Source organism: Patescibacteria group bacterium, from assembly GCA_041659765.1.
In the GTDB taxonomy this organism is placed as follows: Bacteria; Patescibacteriota; Patescibacteriia; order UBA9934; family UBA9934; genus JAGORL01.
Genome location: JBAZXR010000001.1, coordinates 1 through 21,946 on the forward strand (window position 1 = coordinate 1; position 21,946 = coordinate 21,946).

Annotated in this window: 22 protein-coding genes and 3 tRNA genes; 17 read left to right on the forward strand and 8 right to left on the reverse strand. The window is 52.4% G+C overall.

The genetic code is table 11. From position 1 onward, the window contains the following. Nucleotides 1–50: 50 nt before the first annotated feature. Nucleotides 51–127, reverse strand: a tRNA-Ile gene (locus WC813_00005). Nucleotides 128–228: 101 nt separating this feature from the next. Beyond that, nucleotides 229–603 carry a hypothetical protein gene (locus tag WC813_00010; protein ID MFA5946394.1) on the reverse strand — a complete coding sequence of 125 codons (375 nt, stop codon included), beginning with the start codon at nucleotides 601–603 and terminating at the stop codon, nucleotides 229–231. A gap of 54 nt (nucleotides 604–657) precedes the next feature. On the opposite strand from WC813_00010, the gene WC813_00015 reads away from it, so the two are divergent. Next, nucleotides 658–1,782, forward strand: a complete 1,125-nt coding sequence (locus WC813_00015; protein MFA5946395.1) for a hypothetical protein — start codon at nucleotides 658–660, stop codon at nucleotides 1,780–1,782. 257 nt (nucleotides 1,783–2,039) lie between these two features. Here WC813_00015 and WC813_00020 read toward each other — a convergent pair. Then, nucleotides 2,040–2,115: transfer RNA gene (locus WC813_00020), tRNA-Pro, on the reverse strand. 59 nt (nucleotides 2,116–2,174) lie between these two features. On the opposite strand from WC813_00020, the gene WC813_00025 reads away from it, so the two are divergent. From WC813_00025 to clpP, 8 genes are read left to right on the forward strand one after another with little or no spacing between them, the layout of a single operon-like run. Beyond that, on the forward strand, nucleotides 2,175–2,795 hold the full coding sequence (locus WC813_00025; protein MFA5946396.1) for a ribonuclease HII: 621 nt from the start codon (nucleotides 2,175–2,177) through the stop codon (nucleotides 2,793–2,795). Continuing rightward, on the forward strand, nucleotides 2,792–3,481 hold the full coding sequence (locus tag WC813_00030; GenBank protein MFA5946397.1) for a polyphenol oxidase family protein: 690 nt from the start codon (nucleotides 2,792–2,794) through the stop codon (nucleotides 3,479–3,481). Before WC813_00025 ends, WC813_00030 begins: the two co-directional genes overlap by 4 nt. Nucleotides 3,482–3,520: 39 nt before the next feature. Then, nucleotides 3,521–4,837: a Fe-S cluster assembly protein SufB gene (gene sufB / locus WC813_00035; protein ID MFA5946398.1), complete on the forward strand. Its 1,317-nt coding sequence runs from the start codon at nucleotides 3,521–3,523 to the stop codon at nucleotides 4,835–4,837. A gap of 36 nt (nucleotides 4,838–4,873) precedes the next feature. Then, nucleotides 4,874–5,557, forward strand: coding sequence for a SufD family Fe-S cluster assembly protein (locus tag WC813_00040; GenBank protein ID MFA5946399.1), 684 nt, complete (start codon nucleotides 4,874–4,876; stop codon nucleotides 5,555–5,557). Between the two features lie 51 nt (nucleotides 5,558–5,608). Further along, nucleotides 5,609–6,757 (forward strand): aminotransferase class V-fold PLP-dependent enzyme, encoded by a 1,149-nt coding sequence (locus WC813_00045; protein MFA5946400.1) that lies wholly within the window; start codon nucleotides 5,609–5,611, stop codon nucleotides 6,755–6,757. Beyond that, nucleotides 6,738–7,100, forward strand: a complete 363-nt coding sequence (locus WC813_00050) for an iron-sulfur cluster assembly scaffold protein (protein ID MFA5946401.1) — start codon at nucleotides 6,738–6,740, stop codon at nucleotides 7,098–7,100. Before WC813_00045 ends, WC813_00050 begins: the two co-directional genes overlap by 20 nt. Nucleotides 7,101–7,158: 58 nt before the next feature. Continuing rightward, nucleotides 7,159–7,815: an ATP-binding cassette domain-containing protein gene (locus tag WC813_00055; protein MFA5946402.1), complete on the forward strand. Its 657-nt coding sequence runs from the start codon at nucleotides 7,159–7,161 to the stop codon at nucleotides 7,813–7,815. Nucleotides 7,816–7,870: 55 nt separating this feature from the next. Continuing rightward, on the forward strand, nucleotides 7,871–8,476 hold the full coding sequence (gene clpP, locus WC813_00060; GenBank protein ID MFA5946403.1) for an ATP-dependent Clp endopeptidase proteolytic subunit ClpP: 606 nt from the start codon (nucleotides 7,871–7,873) through the stop codon (nucleotides 8,474–8,476). Nucleotides 8,477–8,716: 240 nt separating this feature from the next. Here clpP and WC813_00065 read toward each other — a convergent pair whose 3' ends face one another. Together WC813_00065 and WC813_00070 are read right to left on the reverse strand one after the other, a co-directional pair. After that, the gene (locus tag WC813_00065; protein ID MFA5946404.1) at nucleotides 8,717–10,651 is read right to left on the reverse strand and encodes a VanW family protein; all 1,935 of its coding nucleotides are present in this window, start codon (nucleotides 10,649–10,651) and stop codon (nucleotides 8,717–8,719) included. Between the two features lie 3 nt (nucleotides 10,652–10,654). Beyond that, nucleotides 10,655–11,005, reverse strand: a complete 351-nt coding sequence (locus tag WC813_00070) for an Hsp20/alpha crystallin family protein (protein MFA5946405.1) — start codon at nucleotides 11,003–11,005, stop codon at nucleotides 10,655–10,657. A 491-nt stretch (nucleotides 11,006–11,496) separates the two neighbouring features. Between WC813_00070 and WC813_00075 the strand changes: the two genes are divergently transcribed. The 6 genes from WC813_00075 (at nucleotide 11,497) to WC813_00100 (ending at nucleotide 17,911) form a co-directional block, all read left to right on the forward strand. Next, entirely contained in the window at nucleotides 11,497–12,873 is a 1,377-nt protein-coding gene (locus WC813_00075; GenBank protein MFA5946406.1) for a sulfite exporter TauE/SafE family protein, read from the forward strand. A 6-nt stretch (nucleotides 12,874–12,879) separates the two neighbouring features. Beyond that, nucleotides 12,880–15,033, forward strand: a complete 2,154-nt coding sequence (locus WC813_00080; GenBank protein MFA5946407.1) for a heavy metal translocating P-type ATPase — start codon at nucleotides 12,880–12,882, stop codon at nucleotides 15,031–15,033. 103 nt (nucleotides 15,034–15,136) lie between these two features. After that, the gene (locus tag WC813_00085) at nucleotides 15,137–15,394 is read left to right on the forward strand and encodes an RNA-binding protein (protein MFA5946408.1); all 258 of its coding nucleotides are present in this window, start codon (nucleotides 15,137–15,139) and stop codon (nucleotides 15,392–15,394) included. A gap of 65 nt (nucleotides 15,395–15,459) precedes the next feature. Beyond that, complete coding sequence (locus WC813_00090) at nucleotides 15,460–16,512, forward strand: AI-2E family transporter (protein MFA5946409.1); 1,053 nt, start codon at nucleotides 15,460–15,462, stop codon at nucleotides 16,510–16,512. A gap of 206 nt (nucleotides 16,513–16,718) precedes the next feature. Further along, nucleotides 16,719–17,153, forward strand: coding sequence for a hypothetical protein (locus tag WC813_00095; GenBank protein MFA5946410.1), 435 nt, complete (start codon nucleotides 16,719–16,721; stop codon nucleotides 17,151–17,153). A 215-nt stretch (nucleotides 17,154–17,368) separates the two neighbouring features. Beyond that, nucleotides 17,369–17,911, forward strand: coding sequence for a hypothetical protein (locus WC813_00100; protein MFA5946411.1), 543 nt, complete (start codon nucleotides 17,369–17,371; stop codon nucleotides 17,909–17,911). A gap of 110 nt (nucleotides 17,912–18,021) precedes the next feature. On the opposite strand, the gene WC813_00105 is transcribed toward WC813_00100, so the two are convergent. Together WC813_00105 and WC813_00110 are read right to left on the reverse strand one after the other, a co-directional pair. Then, nucleotides 18,022–19,248: a hypothetical protein gene (locus WC813_00105; GenBank protein MFA5946412.1), complete on the reverse strand. Its 1,227-nt coding sequence runs from the start codon at nucleotides 19,246–19,248 to the stop codon at nucleotides 18,022–18,024. A 243-nt stretch (nucleotides 19,249–19,491) separates the two neighbouring features. After that, the gene (locus tag WC813_00110; protein MFA5946413.1) at nucleotides 19,492–20,043 is read right to left on the reverse strand and encodes a hypothetical protein; all 552 of its coding nucleotides are present in this window, start codon (nucleotides 20,041–20,043) and stop codon (nucleotides 19,492–19,494) included. Between the two features lie 89 nt (nucleotides 20,044–20,132). Between WC813_00110 and WC813_00115 the strand changes: the two genes are divergently transcribed. Then, nucleotides 20,133–20,207 (forward strand) — tRNA-Glu (locus WC813_00115). 40 nt (nucleotides 20,208–20,247) lie between these two features. Here the strand turns inward: WC813_00115 and WC813_00120 are convergent. Further along, nucleotides 20,248–21,066 (reverse strand): carbon-nitrogen hydrolase family protein, encoded by an 819-nt coding sequence (locus WC813_00120; GenBank protein ID MFA5946414.1) that lies wholly within the window; start codon nucleotides 21,064–21,066, stop codon nucleotides 20,248–20,250. Nucleotides 21,067–21,204: 138 nt separating this feature from the next. On the opposite strand from WC813_00120, the gene WC813_00125 reads away from it, so the two are divergent. Beyond that, nucleotides 21,205–21,726 carry a hypothetical protein gene (locus WC813_00125; protein MFA5946415.1) on the forward strand — a complete coding sequence of 174 codons (522 nt, stop codon included), beginning with the start codon at nucleotides 21,205–21,207 and terminating at the stop codon, nucleotides 21,724–21,726. Nucleotides 21,727–21,946: the final 220 nt, after the last annotated feature.

Here is a 21,946-nt window from a genome sequence, read left to right on the forward strand (position 1 = left end):
CGACACAAGGTTCTTCAGACCTTTGCTCTACCACTGAGCTACCCCGGCCCTGGTGGGCGTGCCTAGGATCGAACTAGGGACCTCGACATTATCAGTGTCGCGCTCTAACCATCTGAGCTACACGCCCGAAATTGACTTCGGTAGTGTAGCTTCGGTCACAGTAAGAGTCAAGATTAGTCTAATCAAAAAACCGACCCTCACGGGCCGGCTTTTTTAACCTTTTTAACTCTATAGATCCACGATGAACCACTTACCGTTCTTCTCTACTACCTGAACACCATTAGTAGTGTTCCTGGTTTCGCCATCAACGGAGAGGACCATGTCTACGTTTACGGTGTTACCGTCCACCTTCTTGATGGTGAAGGCGGTCAGTGGAACCTTTATGACATCACTCCAACCTTCGTCAAACTGCTTGGCGATGTCACTATCTGGATCAGCTACTGCTTTAGCCGAAGCCTTATCCTGATTTTTGATGGCGTTCATGAACGTGGTCACTACCGCTTCCGGAGATGATTGGTCCACTTTCGCACCACCTGCACAGCCTGCGCCCAAGAGCGCGAGCATGCATACTGCACCGGCCAAAACCTTGTTGAGTTTTACCATAGGCAAATAAAGTATTATGGATGTATGATAGCATGCAGAAATCCATTTTTCATTATGAAACGTCTTTTTTCCGCCTTCGTACTTGGCTCCATGTTTCTTCCGTCCCTAGCTTCGGCTCAGGCTCTGACGGACGTCTACGGTGATTTAATTTTTGCTCAATCGGCTTCTAATATCTTATTTGCTGATCGTGCTACGGGCGGTCCTGATGGTCAGTACGCTGATTTTAGAGCTAAAGACGCTTATCTAACCATAGATATGGGCGAGGGAGAGGAAGGGTTCAATGATCTCATTATTACGATGAAGATTTTTGATCTGAATGCAGTTGGCCGGGCTACTTTGTATGATAAAGATTGGAACGTTCTCACTACCTCTTTTCCGGCGCCTTTCTCAGTAGGTCAAACATCCTGGATCATTCCGTACAGCGGCGAGACGCCGTATCGTTATGTGAAGATTGAATCAACCGACACAAAACAGTGGAGTGTGGACGCTGTGCAGGCAACGCAAGTGAGCACGCCAGCCCCAGTGGTTACAGAGCCAGCGGTTGAAACTATCCCATACTGTACGTTTGCCGATTGTGGGAGGGCTGGTGATATTTTGAAATCTCCAGACAGCTCGTCTGTTTATTTTATTGGACTTGATGGCAAACGCCATACATTCCCCAATGGAGCCACCTTAACATCCTGGAGTTATTCATTCGATCAAATTTTTGGTCTGATCGCTGACCAGCTGACCAATGAACAATTAGCCGTTTACCCAATTGGCAGAAACATGACCGTTCGTCCGGGGACGTATATGGTAAAGATTGTTCATGACCCAAAAGTCTACGCCGTTGAACCTGGCGGAGTGCTTCGTTGGGTAGTCAGCGAGACGGTCGCGACTGAGTTGTACGGTGATGATTGGAATAAGCAGATCATCGATATTGATGAAACCTTCTGGAAAAACTATACCGTTGGCACGCCAATTACTGATTCATTTGAACCGCCAGTAGGTTATTACTTCATTGATCATGATAACCACTATATCGTGACTAAGGACGGGGCGAGACCATTAAACGCCGAAGAAGTGACCGCGCTTAGACTCGATGCTCAGTTTGCAGGAAGCTACGAGGTAGCTGCGCTAAACGCCACCCCTGGCTTGGCCGATAACTCAGACCTGTCCGTGTTCGTCGAAGCATATTAAAGAAAGCCGCCCCGCAAGGGGTGGTTTTTGGTAAAAAACAAAAGTACCTACACAGCAGTGCAGGTACTTTTGGTCGGACCGGCGGGGCTCGCCCTCGGCTCTCGGGTCGTCGTCATTCCCCTCGGCCTGGGCACCGCCTCGCGGTTCCGTCTGGTGACGGAACATCGCTCCGGCGTTCTCGCCCCGACGCAAGCCAAGCAGTTGGCTTGCTCCGGTCGGTGCAATCAAAAACACCCATACAGCAGTACGGGTGTTTTTGGTCGGACCGGCGGGGCTCGAACCCACGGCCTCCTGGTCCCAAACCAGGCGCGCTACCAACTGCGCTACGGTCCGACAATAAGAAGCGGGGAGAGTGTACTAGGAAATGATAAACTTGGGAAGGAGGCTAGGATATGTATGAAATAGAACGCTTTACCCAGGGGGTCCAGGTCATTATTGGTTGTGATGAGGTCGGTCGAGGTTGTCTCGCTGGTCCAGTGGTGGCGGGGGCGGTGTTTTTTGATTGGTCGAAGCCGAAAATTGTCGAAGAACTCGGTCGGCGGGTGCGGATTGCAGACAGTAAGACGCTAACTGACCTACAGAAGGCCGAGTCTGACCGGGCGATTCGGGAGGTGGCGATAGGAATTGGGATCGGGGTTGTCCGAGTAGAGGTAATCGACGAAAGAAATATCTTGCAGGCGAGTTTGTTAGCTATGCGTAAGGCCGTCGCCAAAGCACTCGAGGGTGCACCCGAAAATACTCGGTCATTTGTATTCATCGACGGGAATCAAAGGATTCCATACGCCAGGTTTGATCAAGAAACGGTTATAGACGGAGACGCGAAAGTTTTCTCTATCGCCGCGGCGTCTATCATTGCTAAAGTGTACAGAGATACCCTCATGAAGCGCCTTCACAAGCGTTTTCCGGTGTACCATTGGGACGAGAACGCGGGGTACGGGACGCCAGCGCATAAGGCGGCTATCCGCGAACACGGGCTAACACCTTTTCATCGAACATCATTTAAACAACTATGAAGGCACTTTTTGCGACCTCGACCGCCACCGACGGCCCAATGGATAGCACTAGCTCTTTAACGGAAGTAGGCAAGGTTAACCGGGCAAAATTCGTTAAGGATAACTTTGGTGAAGGTGTTCTGGTTCCTGTCATGCTTCAGCAGACGCATAGCCCAAGCATCCATGTGGCTATTGCCGGGGACGCGGGGAGTGTCATGCAACAGTGTGACGGCCTTTACACAGAAACGCCAAACCTCCCGATCATGATTACGCATCAGGACTGCGTTCCGGTGACCATCACGGATACTGCCCAGTCATTTGTGTGCGTGTTGCACGCTGGTTGGAAGGGCACGCTGGCAGCCATTTTGCCGAGAGCAATTGATTTGTGTAAGTCGCGCGGAAAAAAAGTCGAGGATCTTCATATTAACTTTGGCCCAGGCATTCAACCTTGTCACTTTATAGTTAAAGAAGATGTGGCCGGTAAGTTCCGAGCTCTGTCTCGGTCTAGTGTAGTAGAGCTGGCTGCCGGTGTATTAACCGTGAATCTTTATTCGGCTTTGCACGGCCAGGCTAAGGCCGCCGGTGTTCATCCGGCCAACATCAAGTATTCCGCTGAGTGCACTTTTCATGATCCCGGCTACTTTTCCTGGCGCCGTGACCATAAGGCTGAGACAAATATGGTGACCGTGGGGATGCTGATGCCGTAGCTCGACTAAGCCGGGCGCAGGTTGTAGTGTGGTGGCATTATGGCCCTGTCGGAAGCCACAATTCGCGATATATCAGCGAAAAAGAACGAGCCTGCTTGGATGCTAGAAAAGCGTCTATCGGCCTTTTCTTTTTTTGAGAAAACCCCGATGCCGAACTGGGGACCGTCGCTTGCAGGACTCGACCTGAACCAAATTGTCTATTTCGTGCCGTCTACGACCGAGTCGAAGAAGTGGGAAGACGTGCCGGCGGAGATTAGGCAGACCTTTGAAGACCTTGGCATTCCTGAGGCCGAGCAGAAATCCCTCGGTGGAGTTGGCGCACAGTACGATTCAGAGATGGTGTATCACAACCTGCGCGCTGATCTTTCGGCGCAGGGGGTTATTTTTGAAAATATGGACGTTGCTGTCCGCGAGCATCCGGAACTTGTCCGCGAGTACTTCATGACGCAGTGTGTTCCTATCTTCGACCACAAATTCGCCATGCTGCACGCGAGTGTGTGGAGCGGCGGGACATTTATTTATGTGCCAAAGGGCGTGAAGGTAGAGATTCCACTTCAGGCCTATTTCAGAATGAACGCCGAGCGTGGCGGGCAGTTCGAGCATACTTTGATCATCGCCGACGAGGGTAGCGATATTCATTACATCGAGGGTTGTTCTGCGCCGAAGTATGACCAGGCGGCGCTTCACGCTGGGTGCGTAGAACTCATTGTGAAGAAGAATGCCCGCATTCGTTACTCGAGTATCGAGAACTGGAGTAAGAACACCTATAACTTGAATACGAAGCGGGCGATTGTGGACGAAGACGGAACTATCGAATGGTTGAACGGTAACATGGGCAGTGGCACGACGATGCTTTATCCGATGTCGATTCTGCGAGGAGAGCGTGCCAAGAGCGATTATCTCGGCGTTGCCTTTGCGGGGCCTGGCCAGGAGCAGGATACTGGGCATAAAGTAGCCCTGGTGGCTCCTAGAACGTCTGCCACGGTGCGGGCAAAGAGTATTTCAGCCGGGGGAGGGATTTCGACATATCGAGGTCTTGTCAAAGTGACCCACGGAGCAGTCGAGAGCGCCGTAAAAGTGCAATGTGACGCGTTAATGCTCGACGGACAGTCGATTTCGAAGACCATTCCCGTTATGCGCATTGAAACGGGCCGGTCAACAGTCTCGCACGAGGCGTCGGTCGGTAAGATAGGTGAAAAAGAGATGAACTACCTCGCGTCCCGAGGTTTCGACCAAGAGCGGGCGACGCACCTACTCGTTGGTGGGTTCCTTGACCCCATTACGAGAGAGTTGCCACTCGAGTACGCAGTAGAGTTTAAGAAGTTGATTGAGTTAGAGATGAGGAGCGTAGGGTAGGGGCACAACGCGTTGTGCCCATACGAACGCGACGATATGAAAACGATGTTTAGACCAATTTCAGAGATGTCGTTGATCCCCCCAGTGGGGGACAGGATTGTCGTTGGCGCGAACGAGAAAAAGTTTTTGAGTTTTGGGGTCGAAGCACTTGCAGGGGAGAAGAAAGAATTATTCTTTGCGGCTGATGTTTTTGAAAATGCATCACTTGAGGTGGCAGTTTTTGTGCGGGGTGGAGGAGAGATTTTGCTTAGTCGAACACTGAACGTACTCGGTTACGGGGCGAAAGTTTCACTCAAATGCTCAGGCATCATGGAAGGAACGGGGCGAGTGTTAGCGGGAGATGATGTTCGAGTAACCGGCGAAAGAGCACAAGTAGATATTCGAACAAAAATTGTACTCAGAGATTCCGCAGTTTCAGAATCTCGCTCGCGCGTTGTACTCGAGCACTCCGCGAGGGGCGCAAATGCGTTCGCACGGATCGATCACTTGCTCCTAGGCGAGCACGCGAAGGGATCATCCATTCCCGAACTCGACGTACGGATAGACGACGTGACATGCGGGCATGCGGCGAGTTCATCGTCCCTCGCGCCCGCGAGTCTTCAGTATCTGACCGGGAGAGGACTCGATGAGAAGACGGCGAGTGACCTGCTAGTACATGGATTTCTTGATCAGGGTGTCTCCATCCTGAGCGAGAGCGAAGGATCCGACTTTCAGGCCTGAGGGTCGGACTCTGCGCATGGCTCAGAGTGGGAACCAGAAAATGACGACATTATGGACGACTTCAGACATTTATTCCCTGAGTTCACGCTCGGCACATACCTTGACTACGCTGCAACGGCGCCGGTGTTTTTAAGCGTACTCGATGCGATGCGGGAGTATGAGATGGGCGGTCGAGGTAATCCTCGGCGAGGCCTGCACGCCTACGCAGCGCGAGCGTCTGACGAACTAGAGCGCTCGCGCGCAACGGTCGCTGGCTTTGTTTGCGCTGATCCGTCTAACCTCATCTTCACGAAAAGCGCCACCGAGGGGCTAAACCTTGCGATCGAGTCGTTTACGAAGGACCTCGGCCCCGGCGACGAGGTTGTTCACACGATTTATGATCACAATTCGGCGTATTTGCCGTTAAAGCGGGCGGCCGATGCGCGTGGTTTTGCTCTGGTTGAATTGGGCCTCCATAACTTTACAACTTTACAACTCTCACCACGCACCAAGCTCGTTGTCCTTCCGCACGTTTCAAACGTCACCGGCGAGGTTTTTCCCGTGGCGGAGATCGTGAAAATGGCGCACGCCGTCGGAGCAAAGGTCATCGTTGACGGAGCACAGGCGGTGGCACACATGCCGGTGAATGTGGCCGACCTTGGCGCAGATGCGTACGCTTTTTCTGCGCATAAAATGTACGGGCCGATGGGGATTGGCGCAGTCGCGTTCTCGAAGGCCGGATTCGACGCGGCAACCCCCTTTGTTGTCGGGGGAGGCATGGTTGAGCCTGGGATCGCGATGTTTGAAGCGGGAACACCTAATGTTACGGGCGCGGTCGGATTCGCAAAAGCGTGTGAGGAGCTATTAAAGATTGGATTCTCGAAGATTCAAGAACATGAATGTGAGATTATGGCGCGAATTGTCTCCACTCTGAGCGAGAGCGAAGAGTCAGCCTCTCACAGCGGGGAGGGTCGTATCCTTCGCATGGCTCAGGATGGATCCATCTTTTCATTCGTCGTCCCGGGCGTGCACCCGCACGACGTCGCTCAAGTACTCGCGGATCACGGAGTTGCCATTCGGGCGGGGCATCACTGTGCGCCCCACATCTCGAGAACTTTAGACCCCGCCGGCGTGGTTCGTGTGAGTATCGGCCTTCCAACCACGACCGAAGATATCGATCAATTCTTCGCAACCCTAAAATATGTCGAATCTCTACGCTGAAGACATTTTGTACTGGGCCCGGGATCAGCGTTTTCGAGGAATCCTCGTGAATCCTTCGGTCACCGCACATCGCGAGAACCCTTCTTGTGGTGATTCGTTGACGTGCTTCGCGACAACGACCGACGGGAAGTTCGAGCGAGTCAGATTTGACGGTACGGGCTGTGTTATTTGCCTTGCTTCGGCAACAGTCCTGGCGGAACGCGCGGAGGGGTCGACGATCGACACCGTACTTGCCTTCAACGAGACAAACATGGTCGAATGGCTCGCCTGTGACGTGGGACCCATGCGGACGAACTGTATGATGTTGGCACTGCTGACGTTGCGGGATGCCCTGAAACCCTGAACCTCCCTACCTCCTCCGACTCCTCCTTGGAAAGGAGGAGAGAAGCGATGACCCTGATATGACACCGATTCTTGAAGCAAGAAACCTAACTGTTAAACGCGGAGAGAAAATTGTTCTCTCTGATATTTCTTTTTCTTTGAATAGAGGAGAAGTTCTACTTTTGACGGGAGGGAACGGGGCGGGGAAGTCCACGCTTGCGGGTGCCCTCATGGGTTTTGCGGATTGCGTCGTCGAAAATGGTTCCATCAAGCTCGACGGACAGGATATTTCTTCTGTTCCGACATTTGAACGCGCACGTCGAGGGATATTCTTGGCCCACCAGGAACTTCCGGCTATTCCCGGTGTTTCGGCTGTCGATGTCTTACGCGCAAGTGCAGAGGCGACTGATCCTGAGGGTTTTTCGTTGTCGGATTTCTATGCACGACTCCGCGCAGCCCTCGAAGATTTAGGTCTCACACTCGACTTTGCCAAAAAAGAACTGCACGTGGCCTTCTCGGGGGGCGAAAAGAAAAGAATCGAACTTTTGTCACTGCTCATGAGTCGGCCGAAGGTTGGGATCCTTGACGAACTCGACGCGGGGATGGACGCTGAGGCGCGCGAAAAATTGCTTTCTACTATTCAAAAAATGCAGGGAGAGGGAACCGCTTTTCTCATTATTACTCATCAGCCGCAATCATTTGCCAAGCTTCAACCGTTATTGAAAAAGGTCCTATAAAATACCTGGATTACGAATTTGCACTCTCACACGTCGTCTGCTAAAATGGGTTTATATGATTGAGCCAAAAAACAATTATCTTATCCCGACGGTTATTGAAAAGACCTCATACGGCGAGCGCGCTTATGACATTTATTCCCGCCTGTTGAAAGATCGAATCGTCTTTCTTGGTAGTGCTATTGATGATGGTGTGGCTAACGCGATCATCGCTCAGCTTTTATTTCTTGAGAACCAGGATAAGGAGAAGGATATTAAACTGTATATCAACTCCCCGGGAGGCTCAGTTACTGCTGGCCTGGCCATTTACGACACCATGCAGCACATTAAGCCAGACGTTTCGACTATTTGTGTCGGTATGGCTGCGTCGATGGGCGCGGTGTTGCTTGCTGGGGGAGCTGCTGGTAAGCGTTTTTCCCTGCCAAACTCTGAGGTCATGATTCACCAGGTGTTGGGCGGGGTAGAGGGGCAGGCTACAGACATTAAAATCCACGCAGAGCGCATTTTGGCGCTTAAAGAGAGCTTGAACCAGATTCTAGCCACGCACACCGGGCAGACGCTCGCAAAGGTCACGAGCGACACGGAAAGAGATAACTTCATGACCGCCAAAGAGGCCCAGAAATACGGGTTAATTGATAAAGTCATTAAGAAGGGCGAAGGTTAGATAAATACTTGACAATTGAGAGATAATCCTCTAGTATTCTTTGTTACCGCCACTGGTAGCGAAAGAACTGCGGTCACGACAAGCATGGGGATGCATTCCGCCGTTTCAACTGGATCCGTCTGGTTTGACAACTGCATATGTATCTTCTTGACCGCAGTCCCTTCGATATCAGGGTGTGAATGAGGAATACTGAGGAACAAAAAAGAACCACGTTGGATGGCTCTTTTTTGTTTTTAGTGGTTACTCGACTGGAACTCCTTCTGGGATGACGTCGAGCGGAACGGGATCCGTTGTTCCGGCTACAACAGGCGGGGGAGCGTTCGGGTCTTTGCCCACGAGACAGATGGTGGGAAGCGCTCGGTACGTAGAGGGGAAGTCCCGGGTTGTTACCGTTCCATCCGCTCGGCTGATGTTATAAGTAAAGATCGTGTTTGCACCTGGGTGTGCTGCCTGACACTTGGTGACGCCGGCGGGCAGAGAGTCTGTTTCTTTGGTTACTTTTTCACCTGCGCCAATCCAGTTAAGGACAATCGGTGGCGTGTAGGAGCCTTCACGGCCATCCGACGTTCCCCAGAAAGAGAAGGACAGGGTGCTGGTAGAGGTGTCATTTTGTGTGAGGAGAACAATGTTGGTCGCGGTGTCGTTGTGAATCTTCAAGTCTGGAGCCGGGTCATAAATAGTGGCGTCTGTGCCTGGTTTGCCGTTTGCGAGGTCATTGTAGTAGGTGACTACGAGCGAGTGGTTTCGGCGTTCGGCAATATCAAGTCCGGAATTCATGGCTGCTCTAAAAGTGGTGGTTCCGATCTGGCATAGCCCGCCGCCGATTTCTGGTTTGATTTCATCGCCCTTAATGACGAGTTCTGGGAAATAACCATCCTCTGCCGTGAAGGGTCCTAGTTCTTCAATGAGCGAGAGCGTTTCTCCGGGGGCCACAATGATCCCGTAGAGTTTATCTACACCATGTTGAATGTTTTTTCGGCGATTAGCTGGGCTCCCGCTATATTTAGAGACACCTGTTCCAAGAACCTCTTTGATGCCAAGCGTGTTTGACTCTGCTGTTGTTATTTCAGGTTCGGTTACCATGACGGACAGTGATACCTCTCTCAGATCGCTGCCAAAAGCCGCTACGAGTGATCTTATGAGCGCGTCATCATCTACCCGCAGGCCTTCTCTGCTCGGCTCAAATTTAGTGACGCGATTGCCATCAGTTTCAAATACGGCATCATGCGCGCTGATGTCGAGTTTTGCGTGGATATCATCAAACAACGGCTTCATGGCTTCGGTATCAAGCGTAAGCGCAGGCCGATTATTTGTTTTGGTGGGCAAGAGCCATGTTTTGAGGTTTTCTACTGTAACCGGGAATGTGAAGCGCTGCTTATATTCGTTTGTAAAGGAGAGCGTGTATGGGCCGCCTTCTAGAGCCTTTTCCGCGTTAGCAATAAGTGACTCTGCCTCCGCTTGTGAGATGACTGCCGCACGTTCGCTCAAAGCCAGATCAACCGGGGAGATGGAGAAGTCCCGAGCGTCGCGTTTTATTTTCTCAAAGGCAGCGGATAGATCGAGCGTGGCTCCGGAAACTGCGGGGGAGACGGTGATGACGTAAGGAGCTTTTGTGCCTTCCACGACAAAATTAGTCGGCGCACCGGATGATTCCGCATCAGGAAAGACTGAACGAATAGAATCAGCCAGCTTTGTCTCAGCTACTGTGATAGTCGGCGAGATTAGACGTTGGCCGAAGGTACTAAACCAGAGCGGTCCAAAGTAATCTGCCAGCGTATCTCCAGTTCGTCCGGTTTTGTAGGCGGCCTCTACTGCTCCTTGAATGTCTGAGTCGATTAATGGGTACACCAAGTCTGGGTCAGTAGCGCCGGCCGGGGCAAGGTCCACGGTTTTTGTTTCATTGTACAGTTCTACAATCAGACCGCCCGCGATCATGTGGTTATAGGCGTCTTGGAGTGTTTGGGTGGCTCGATCCTTGCTCATGCCGCCGATCGGGATACCGGCTACGCTAACATTGCGATACATTCTGTTCTCAAATGTTTTGGCTAGCGCGATGTTGGCCGAGATAATGAGAAGTATCATCACGCCCAGGATAGTTATACAAAAAAAAGTAACGCCAATAGCCTTTTTGTGCGCTTCAGTGAGTCTGCGTTTTTTCTCAGTCGGTTCGGTCATAGGTTACGTTCGCACCTGGATGCGGTTTTTCTTTTGGGCCTTGGGGATGGTGATGGTAAGGATGCCATTTTTCAGTTCGGCATCTGCTTCGTCTGACTTCACACGAGTAGGGAGGATGATCGAGCGGGAAAAAGCGCCCCAGAAGCATTCTTCATAGTGGGTGGTAGCGTTATCCTCCACCGTCTCATGCTGGCGTTCTCCCCGAATGGTAACCATGTCGTCATTAACAGACACATCTAAATCCTTTTCATCAACTCCCGCAATAGCAGACCTAATAATGACTTTATCAGCCGTCTCAAGCACATCTACCGCTAATTGTCCTTCCGACGACGGAAAAAGCGCTGTGTTGTCCATACAATTGACTATATTGTACCTTAGAAAAAATGAGTTGAAAAGGAATTTGATTCCAATGTCAGGAGAGCGTATGCTCTGGAGGAGCCTTATGCGTCTTTTGGTAGTCTTTTCTATTTTAGCAGCCCTTCTCGTGTCCGCGTCTTTATCAATGACGCATGTTTTTCCGATGTCTGAAATGTCCGGGACGGATTGCGGGGTTGGACTTAGGTGTATTCAGACTTCCGGTTCTCCGCTGGTTGATTGCTTGGAACATTGTTTGGGTCAGCAGATTCCTTCGAGCCCTGTAACGCCGATGGTTTTTGATTGGAGTGTTTTGTTGCTGATTGTCGCCTTCGCCTCATTTAGTTTCCCAAATTTTGTTCGAAGTGCCGTTTTGAGATCTGGGCGGGACGCGCCTTTTGGATTGATATCAAGACTTTTACAACTGAGAACTGTTGAAATTAAGAGCTAGCACTTTTTGGGCGGGCTAGTTTTTATTCCTCATATTTTTTATGGCTCAAAATAAAAAAATTAGTTTTCAGATTGATGGCATGCATTGCCGGAGCTGTGAAGTGCTTATTGAACGTGCAGCGAGGGAGTTGCCAGGAGTGAATGGAGTGCGTGTAGACGCGAAATCAGGAACGGCTATCGTTTATTGTTCTTCGGAAGGGAATGTGGATTCTGATCAGCTTGAAAAAGCTATTGGAAATTCAGATTATCGCGTTAGGCTGGGGTCTACCCAAGCGTCGACCCAATCAATAGCGAACGTGAAGCCGAACGTCCCAGAGATTATCTTTCTCTTTGGCGCTGTGTACATTGTAGGATGGCTGCTTGGCCGCCTTGGATTCCTCTCGGCGGGATTTGATGCCACCGCGCAGGTGACGGTGGTCGGCTCATTTCTTATTGGACTTCTGGCGGGAACGTCATCGTGTCTGGCGGTTTCTGGCGGATTGCTTCTTTCATCCGTGTCCAAAATCAATGAACGGTTTGGCGGTTCTACCGGGGCGGAGCGCATGATGCCAGTTGTGCTCTTTGTTATTGGGCGAGTTGTTTCTTACGGCATTTTTGGTGCCTTGATAGGTGCGGTCGGCCAGGTTCTGGTTCCTTCCCCGGCTGTTACCGCGGCCCTCACCATCCTGGCCGCGGCCATTATGGTGGTGATGGGCTTGCAGATGCTGGGACTTGCTCCTGCATGGCTCATGAGCGCCTTGCCACGGATGCCGAAGTTCCTGAGCCACAGGGCACTTGGTACCGAGAAACACGGCGGCTACTTCGCGCCGTTTATCCTTGGGGGAGCGACGTTCTTCCTGCCCTGCGGCTTCACCCAATCGCTGCAGATTTACGCGTTGACGACGGGGAGCGCAGTGACGAGCGGGCTGATCCTTGCCTCATTTGCCCTTGGTACCGCACCGATGCTGCTGGCTCTTGGAGCCGCTTCAACCTCCCTTAAGGGCAGGGCTGGATATTGGTTTTTCCGTTTTTCTGGAGCGCTGGTCATTACCCTTGGCCTCATGAACGTGAAGAGCGGACTGTTGTTGTCTGGTGTCACCCTGCCATCTATTTCTTTCGGTGTGCCGGCAGTTCTGGCCGACGCGAATGATCCGAATGTTAAGTTCAACGGAAAAGAGCAAGTGATTGCCATGCGCATCACGGCTAATCCACCTTACTCGCCGAGTGATCACTACACGGTAAAAGCCGGAATTCCTGTAAGAATGGAAATTAGCGGAAAAGGTACCGGCTGCAGAACCATTTTCACCATTCCGAAAGTAAATGTTTCTACACCGCTTAACAAAGATTTGAATATTGTGACTTTTACTCCACAGAAGCCGGGCAGATTAGTGTTTAGTTGTTCCATGGGTATGTATTCGGGCACGATCGACGTAATCTAACCCTATATGAAGACGCGATTTCCGATTGAAGGAATGCATTGCAGTTCCTGCGCGGTTAATATTGCTAAAGATCTGAAGGGTACTCCCGGAGTTAAGGATGCAATGGTGAATTATGCGTTATCGAGTGCTTCTGTAGAGTTCGATGAATCAAAAGTGAAGGAACATGAGCTGCATGGTGTAGTTGAAAAAGCTGGTTACAAGGTGGTCAAGCCTTCGCCTATGCACGAAGGACACCATGAAGGAATGGACATGGGCGAGAACCATCTGAAGCACGGTTCTGCGCCAAAGGTAGCTGGCCGTAAGGCGGCCTGGGCTCTGGGGCTTTCGGCACCTGCGTTGTTGCTAGCTATGACCATGGCACCGGTTCCGTATTCGCCCTTGATTCAGGGGGTGCTATCGACCATTGTTGTGCTGTACTTTGGTCGCGAATTTCACATCATGGCGCTTAAATTGCTTAAGCGAGGCCGGGCGAATATGGATACGCTCATTTCCATGGGAACCATGGCGGCGCTTTTGTTCAGTTGGTGGCAGTTGACGGTGAATGGACCGCTGTACTTTGAAACCGCTGCGCTGATCACTGGTTTGATTCTGCTTGGACGATATTTCGAGGCCACTAGTAAGGGTAAGGCCGGGGCAGCCATTCAAAAGTTGCTCGAGCTTGGGGCGAAGACGGCGCATCACATTCAGGCGGATGGTTCGGTCATGGAGATGGATGTGTCGATGCTTCGAGTTGGCGACAAAGTACTCGTGAAGCCGGGGGAGAAGGTTCCGCTCGACGGAAAAGTGATAGAAGGATCGAGCGAGATCAATGAATCCATGCTGACGGGGGAGAGCCTGCCGGTCTCGAAAAAAGTTGGCGATCTAGTTTTTGGCGCGACTATTTCCATCAACGGAGCTTTGACGGTTGAGATTACCAAAGAGCCGGGCAACACGGCCTTAGCTCGGATTGTCGAGCTCGTCCGTTCAGCCCAAGAGACCAAAGCGCCGATCGAAAAACTGGCGGATCAGATTTCGGGGGTATTTGTTCCTATCGTGATGGTTGTTTCAGCGGTGACTTTTGTGGTGTGGATGTTGGCGGGTGCGAGTGTTACTGACGCTTTCGTGCCGGCGGTTGCTGTGCTTGTGATCGCGTGCCCATGCGCCTTAGGACTCGCGACTCCGACGGCTATCCTTGTTGGTACAGGCCGAGGAGCTAGTCAGGGTATTTTGATTAAGAATGGCGAGGCCATGGAACGGGCGAGGGGGATCACGACGGTCGTGTTCGACAAGACGGGCACGCTAACTGAGGGAAAGCCGACGGTTACCGATATTGTTGCGGCTGACGGCCAGACGAAGGAGTTACTTCAACTCGCTGCATCGGTAGAGGCTAAGTCCGAGCATCCACTAGCGCAGGCTATTGTCGAGCGTGCAAAGGCCGAAGGGCTTTCGATGATGCCAAGCGAAGGATTTCGTTCTCTGGCTGGGAAGGGCGTCCAGGCCATGGTGAATGGATCGATTATCGCCATTGGCAAGATCGAGGAGACCGGCGGTTCGGCGGAGATCGAAAAACTCAGGCATGAGGGAAAAACAGTCGTGACTATCTCGCTCGGCGGACAGTATAAAGGTTTGATCGCGATTGCCGACGCTCCAAAGAAGGGGGCGAAAGAGGCGGTCGTGCGACTTCTCAAAGACGGACTCGACGTGATTATGCTGACGGGCGATCACACGCTGACCGCGCAGGCGATTGCTAAAGAGTTAGGCATTGAGCAAGTGATTGCTGAAGTGATGCCCGAAGACAAGCTCGACGAATTGAAAAAATTACAGAAAGCTGGCAAGAAAGTGCTTTTCGTTGGCGACGGTATTAATGACGCACCAGCTTTGACGCAAGCCGATTTGGGAATCGCCATGGGAACAGGCTCGGATATCGCTATCGAGTCCGGGCACATGGTGCTTGTTGGTGGGGGACCCGAGAAAGTTGTCGATGCGCTTCAACTAACGCGCCAAACATACCGAGTGATTAAGCAGAACCTCTTCTGGGCGTTTATCTACAACATCATCGGCATTCCTTTGGCGGCTTTTGGTCTCCTAAACCCCATTATTGCCTCCGGAGCCATGGCTTTCTCTAGTGTTTCCGTTGTTTTGAACTCTTTAAGGCTTAGACGATCAAGGTCAGGACATTGACATTTTTTGGGGTTTATGCTATACTCTTGTGGCTAAGCATCCATGAGGTGAGGCTTCTCCGTGAGGAGAGTGAGCACTGCATCGGAGAAGTAACAATAGTCCTATGGCAGACAATGCCCGCGTCTACGTTGGTGGAATTCCATATTCCGCTACCGAAGATGAATTGAAGGCACATTTCAGCCCAGCTGGCGCAGTTGTATCGGTATTCCTACCGATCGACCGCGAGAGCGGCAGAAAGCGTGGCTTCGGCTTCGTGGAGTTCAACACTCCCGACGAACAGGCAAACGCTATCAAGATGTTCGACCAGACCGATCTCGGTGGTCGCACGATCAGCGTTTCCGCAGCTCGCCCACGCGAGTAATACAAACAGCTCCCCGCAAGGGGAGCTTTTGTTTTTGGTGAAAAGCATTGTATTATGCACTTACTATGCAAAACGTCACTCAACATGAAGCGGTGGCTCGTTGGTTTTTCTTGGGTATTGCGGCCGTCATCATTTTTCTTTCTTGGAAAATTGTTGAACCCTTTTACATCGTACTGTTGACGGCAGTGATTGCCTCGGTCGTTATGACGCCGATTGAGAAGCGATTGAGACATTTGGTAAAGAGACCATGGCTGTCTTCGTTGATTATGGTGCTTATTATGTTTGTGATGATTGTTGGCCCGTTAGCCACCGTGACTGTTATTATGGCTCAGCAAGCGGCCGATATTATCAAGGGTACTGTGGCGAATTCTGACTGGGTTGCCCATTTCAAGCTCGCGGAGCAGCCGTTCATCATGGCACTTCCAGGTTTTGCTAGAGACTATTTGTTGTCTGTTAACATTTCCGAACTTCTGGGAGCCTTTGCCAAGTGGGTTAGTGAGAAATCGTTAGCTATCTTATCGGGGGGCGCGACTTTCGTGTTGAATACCAGCATTTTTTTCATCTGTGTATATTTTTTCTTGTTTGAACGAGAGAAGATAAATGTCGAACTAATCAAAATTAGTCCCTTTAAGGACACGGTTGATCGCGGCATCATGGTGCGAATGTCTGAGACCGTCCGCGGTGTGGTTTTTGGCTCCATCATTGTTTCCATAATTCAGGGAATAGTGGCGGCTATTGGTTTTACTATCTTTGGCGTACCCGGTGCACTTATTTGGGCGGCGGTGGTAGTGGTGGCTTCGCAGATTCCGATGATTGGAACCTCGAGCGTTACGATTCCGGTGGTCATTTACCTCCTACTTATTGGCCACATTCCGGCAGCCATCGGTATGGCTATTTGGGCCATTCTAGCTGTTGGTTTAGTTGATAACCTGGTTTCTCCTTTTATTGTGGGTAGCCGCACTAAGATGCACAGCTTACTCATTTTGTTGTCTATCTTGGGCGGTATCCAGTATTTTGGACCAATTGGTTTTATTCTTGGCCCGACCGTTCTGGCAGCCCTCCTGGTGGTGCTTGAACTTTATAAGGCGGGGATACTTGAGAGAAAAGACGTTGCTTAGGCTAAAGCTGAGGCTGCCATGAAAAAGGAATAGGAAGAGAACAGTTAAATAAAGATCGGAGGAAGCTCGACAGATTTCACACAGATAAAGACCCGGCAGAATTATGTTGGGTCTTTTTGTTTGACTTCTTTGCGGATATAAGCTATTATTCTCCAGCTTTTTCGTATCCCACGAAAGACACCCCATATCCCGCCCGGGAGTTCTCAATGGAAGTTGACCGTAATGATCTGAACCTCCGTTTCGCGTCCTACGTGAACATGCTGTCTCGTCACCTCGCTGACGAGTTCGCGGTCACCACCCATCAGCTCGATGACCAGTACACCGACCATCTTGCGCCCCTGCGCAAGTTCGAGGCGGACGTTCCCGGCCTGAAGGACAAGCTCGACGTGTTCGAGGCCATTCCGCAGGTGACGTCGCTCGACAGTCGGGAAGAAGAAGCCAAGGTGCGGTTCGTGCGCGCTCTCCAGATCGCCACCTCGGCTGATGCGGGAAGCCGCGACATCCACCTGAACCGCCTGGTCTCCATGTTCACCGTGCGCCGCGGCAGCTGGTTCATCTCGCTCTTCACGGACAGCCTGCCGGCCGTGAAGCTGAATCCGATCTATGGCGTGCGGGACGACATCGTCGCCACCGCCAAATAGACTTCACTCGTTGTTCGCCCCGTCGTTGTTGAGCTTAGCTCGACCGGCGGGGTGTTTTTTATGAAGTTATTGATCGCTTTTCTCCCTGCTGCCTAATTTGTCCCGCGTACGTTTTCTTTCGGCCATTATACCGATGTCCCTATCTGGTACACCGACTGGACGTCGAGCGAGTTTTCTGGGAGAATATTGCTCGGCAATTTCTGCCGGAGGTTCTCATGATCGTCGTTTCATTCCTGATCGCTTGCGCCACCACCTCGCCGGAGGTGGCCGTACCCACCGAGCCGGCTCCCGAAGTGTTGGCCGAGGTCATTCCCGCCACCGAGCCTGTTCCCGTGGCCGAGGAGACCGTTCCTACGTTCACCGTGGACCCGTCCACGCCCGCCGTGCTCGCGCTGTTTGGCCAGGCCACTCAGTACTTCGGCGACAAGTCCTTCGTCATCACCGCCGTGCTCCTCAACTCCGAGGACGCCGGCAAGGACGGCTGGAAGAGCTGCGCCAAGCTCGTGCCCGCTCAGTTCGGGCTCACGAACGCCACGCCGAGCGTGTTCCTGACCGAGAACGACAAGACCTGCGAAGAAGACCCCGACGGCTTCGTCAAGAAGGTGTTCGTGGCCGCGCCCGAGCAGATGGCCTTCCTGCCGTTCGAGATGAACGGCGAGAAGCTCGAGGTCCTGAGCGTCACCACCGTGGTTCCCAGCGCGCCGGCCGTGAATACGCCGCCGTCCACCGAACCTGCCGTCGCTGACGGCACCAAGTAGACCAGACCCGCGTCACATACGAACGCGCTCGAGCAATCGAGCGCGTCTTTTTATACACAAAAAAAGCCCCGGTAGCACAAGGGCTATCGGGGGTATCCGGTTGAAGTTCTTTACTTTGCGCCCACAGATACTAGGCTGGGTTTTTCAGTTTCCAGCCTTTTATGCCACCGTCTCACACGCTCGGGATCTACATTCGTGAGGGCTCCCTCGAGCTTGACGCGGATTGCCTCGAAGTTCTTTGAGCGAACGGCAAGTTTCGAGTCTTCGAGCCAGCGGATCAGTCCGAGGATGGCCATACCGAGGCCGTCCAGGTTGTTGATGATCGCTTGCTGGCGTTGGCGTTCGGAGCTGATTTCGGGGAGGGCATGCTCGATGATCTGGATGATCTCATTCGGGCGCGAGGTGTCCATGATGTACCGCTGGACCGTTTCCATGGTGCGGTCGAACTCATTTTTCAAGGGTTTTTCGCTGGCCGCGTTGAAGAGCCTGACAGCCAGCTCCATAATTGTCGCGAGTTGCTTCCGCTCTGAGGCGATCTTCGGGAGATCCCGTTCGATCAGCGCGTCGAGCGACGTTGAACGGTCCAGGTAGGTGTATACCCCCTCGAAGTTCCGGTAGCCAGACTCCGACGGCCTGCAATTGGCCAGGAGTTTTTCTGCCTGGTTCACGGTGCCGAGTGCTTCGCGAACGCTTCCGCAGCGGGCGACAACCGCGAACAGTTCCGGAGCGACGGCGGGGTACTTGCAGGGAACCGTAATGGTCCCGCCCAGCCAATCCTTGATCGTCGTCGTTCCGTGATGGATTCCGTTGGCACTTCCCGTGAACCGGAGCTTGGGCGGTTCCCATCTGTTTACGACGCCGGTGGAGATGAAAGCGTATCCTTCATATCCTCCCCACAGTTCCATGATCTGCTCGATGCCGCCCACAGAGACGGCCCACCGCGGACCCCGATCTTCGTTCGTGAATTTCGGGTCGTACAGGTGAACGTGCAACGTGCCGTCCGAGAGCGTCTGCACGGTGTGTGCTCCGCGGATGTGCGCCCGGTAGAACCGGGGGAGGAGCATGACGCCCTGCACACTGGTGGCGAAGATCGCCGTCATGACGCCGATGATTCCGGCCTTCGCGACGACGCTGATGGCAGTGATCGAGAAGATTGGCGTGAGGATCAAGCTGGCCACGACGGGCAGAAAGAACGAACCGCGCAGGAACACCAGATCCCAGATCACGGCTCCGACCATGATGAGGCCGAAGACTGTGTGGGCGAGGTTCCAGCTGCTCGGCGGGATTCCGATGTACTTTGATGCGTCTTCACATTTCCGACACGTGTATGTCGGCATAACGTCACACCTCATGAGACACCCCAAGCGATAGGCCCAAAGTCCTATCGGTCGTGGCGCCGGAGAACGGCCATCCCGCCACCATGGCAGGCATTCCGTTATCAGGCATTTTTGCTGGAAACCAGCAGGCGTAGATTACGGAAATAGTTGGCTTTGAGCAAGGACATCAGTAAAAAAAAAGCCCCGCGAGCTTGAGGGCTAGCGGGGCGGGGCGTTGTTGTCAGACAGCGACGCTGGCAGCGGTCACGCGCGGTTTGGCATCATCTGATGGATGTCGTATGACATGTCCGTCAGGCGCTCGAACCAGGCGTTGCCGTTGTGGTGGGCGAACCGGTATTTGGTGTCGAGGTGGCGAGTGATCTCGAACGGCTCCTTGAAATGTGGAGAGAAGCACAGCGCGGCAGTGGCGTTGTAGATGCCCCAGTTCACGAACCAGGGGGCCACAAGCGGCAGCTTTTTCTGCGTGTCTGCATCGAGCTGAAGCATGTGTGTCTTTCGACCATGCTGGCAGGTATGCCAGATGACCCGGCGGGACTTGGTGTCGCACTCGTCCAAGAGCGCGTCCAGAAATGCCATGACCACCGGTGCCAGCCAGTAGCCGTCGTTGTGTAGGGCGACGACGTACTTCTCTGGGCTCGGCCAGATGCCGGTGTGCGCCACATCTGCCTTGGAACGGGACAGGAGCGCTTGGTCGAACAAGACTTGGAAGAACTCGATGTTTGACCACGCTCGCTTCCGCTTGTGCGGATCGTCTTCACGGGCAATGAGGTCACTCAACTGGGCGATGTCGTTCATGGAACCTCCGGCCAGGATCCTACACTATGGGGTAAATTTTGACGATTTTCACCTTCTTCGCTATACTTCCCGCGCATTTCCCACTAGACGGCCTCATCGTCTAATGGTTAGGACACGGGCTTTTCAAGCCTGTAACCCGGGTTCGACTCCCGGTGAGGTCACCAAAAAAGCATCCACTTGCTGGGTGCCTTTTTGTTTGTGTCGTTAGCCTTTGTTCTTTAGGTCATGTCGAACTTTGTAGGACTCCTCGGCAACTTTCAGGATGGCGGTATCGACGGTCTTCACGAACATGCCTTCAGTGTTGTGAGTAAACTTCTTGATTGCGCCCTTAAAAGGGACAGTGATTTGGGAGTGTCCAATAACGGCATCTGAGAAATTGCCCTGGGTGAACTCGCCGGCGGCGTTGCAGAAGACGAGGGCGATTTCGTTCTCGAAGGCTCGACCAACGCACAAGGCATCGACCAGCTTAATTTCGGAGTTCTTATCGTATTTGAGACCTTCGCCCGCATCCTTGAAACACCAGTAGGCAGGACAGAAGACCAACTCAACTCCTTGATCAACCATCTTTCTAAAGATTTCCGGGAACATTAAGTCCCAGCAAATCGTGAGGCCGATTTTCCCAAATTTTGTTTGCACCACCGGCATTTCGTGGCCGGGGATGAAATGGCCTCGTTCAGACAGCCACAGATTAACTTTTCTGTACCGGGCGAGCACCTCGCCGGTCGAATCGATGTAATAGGTTGTATTGAATAGTCCCGCATCGTCTTTTTCAATAAATGAACCGGGGATGATGTCGATCTTGTACTCTTTGGCGAGACGCTGGAAATGGTTTCGGTAGACGTGATCAGCATCAGCCAGTTCTTTTTTGTGTTCAATAGGTCCCGTGACAAAGTCTTCGGGGAAGACGATGATATCGGCTTTTTCTGCGGCGGCCTGTTTAATAAAGGTTTCTGCTTTAGCCAGATTTTTCTCTACCGCGAACTGCGTAATCTCAAATTGAACCACGGCAATTTTGCACTTCATATTTGCCGATGATACCGGATGACAAGAAAAGAGGCGATATCCTCTACAATGTTGACCAATGTTAATTTATTGTCTAGGCTATGCGGTCTACCATGTGGAGGTACGATGGATGACAAGAAGAGGGAAAGACCGTGGAGAATGGCGCTTGCGCGCGAGCGGCTTCAAGATGAGTTGAAAGTGAATGGCGTCGAGAACGTTGATGACGCCGCGGCGAGAGCGAGGAACGCGATTCTCGAGATCGTCCGGAAGGAATCGTCCTTCGCTTGGAACGTCTTCAACGCGCTGCCGTGGCACGACGCTTTGACGGAGTACCAGAAGGTGGCTGCAGAGGTAGCTGCGTTTTCGGGAGAACGGATCGAGGAACCTGACCTCAGACTCGGGCGCTGTCAGCGGGTGATTGGAGGTCTTCTCCGTTCCGCGTCAGCGGATGGCGTCACACGGGAGTACCTGGAGAAGCGGCTGGAGCTGCAGGGGATTTCCACGTCTTCGGACGTGATGACCCGGTTCTTGGTGTCTGAGCTCAATGCGGAGTTGGAACTGCCACGGGTAATTGGCATCATTTCGCAGCTCCCCGAGCACAAGCCTTTCTACGTGGCTCTGCCGGACATGGCGGGACTCCCGAGCGAGTTTCTGACCGTGTGTCGGATCTTTGATCACTAGATTGCAGGTTGGGGAGCCAAACAACAAGCCCCGCGGATTCGCCGCGGGGTTCTTTTTAATCTTCAAATTCCATAAACGTGATGAGGGCTGCTAGTGGTTTTCCTGGGTCCCACGGGGGGTCATCGTCCACATCCTTTTTTGGGGCAGGGGATGAGGCGTGCGCACTATGACTCGAGGGTTTTTTAGTGGAGGAATTCATAGAGCAAAAATTATACTCCTA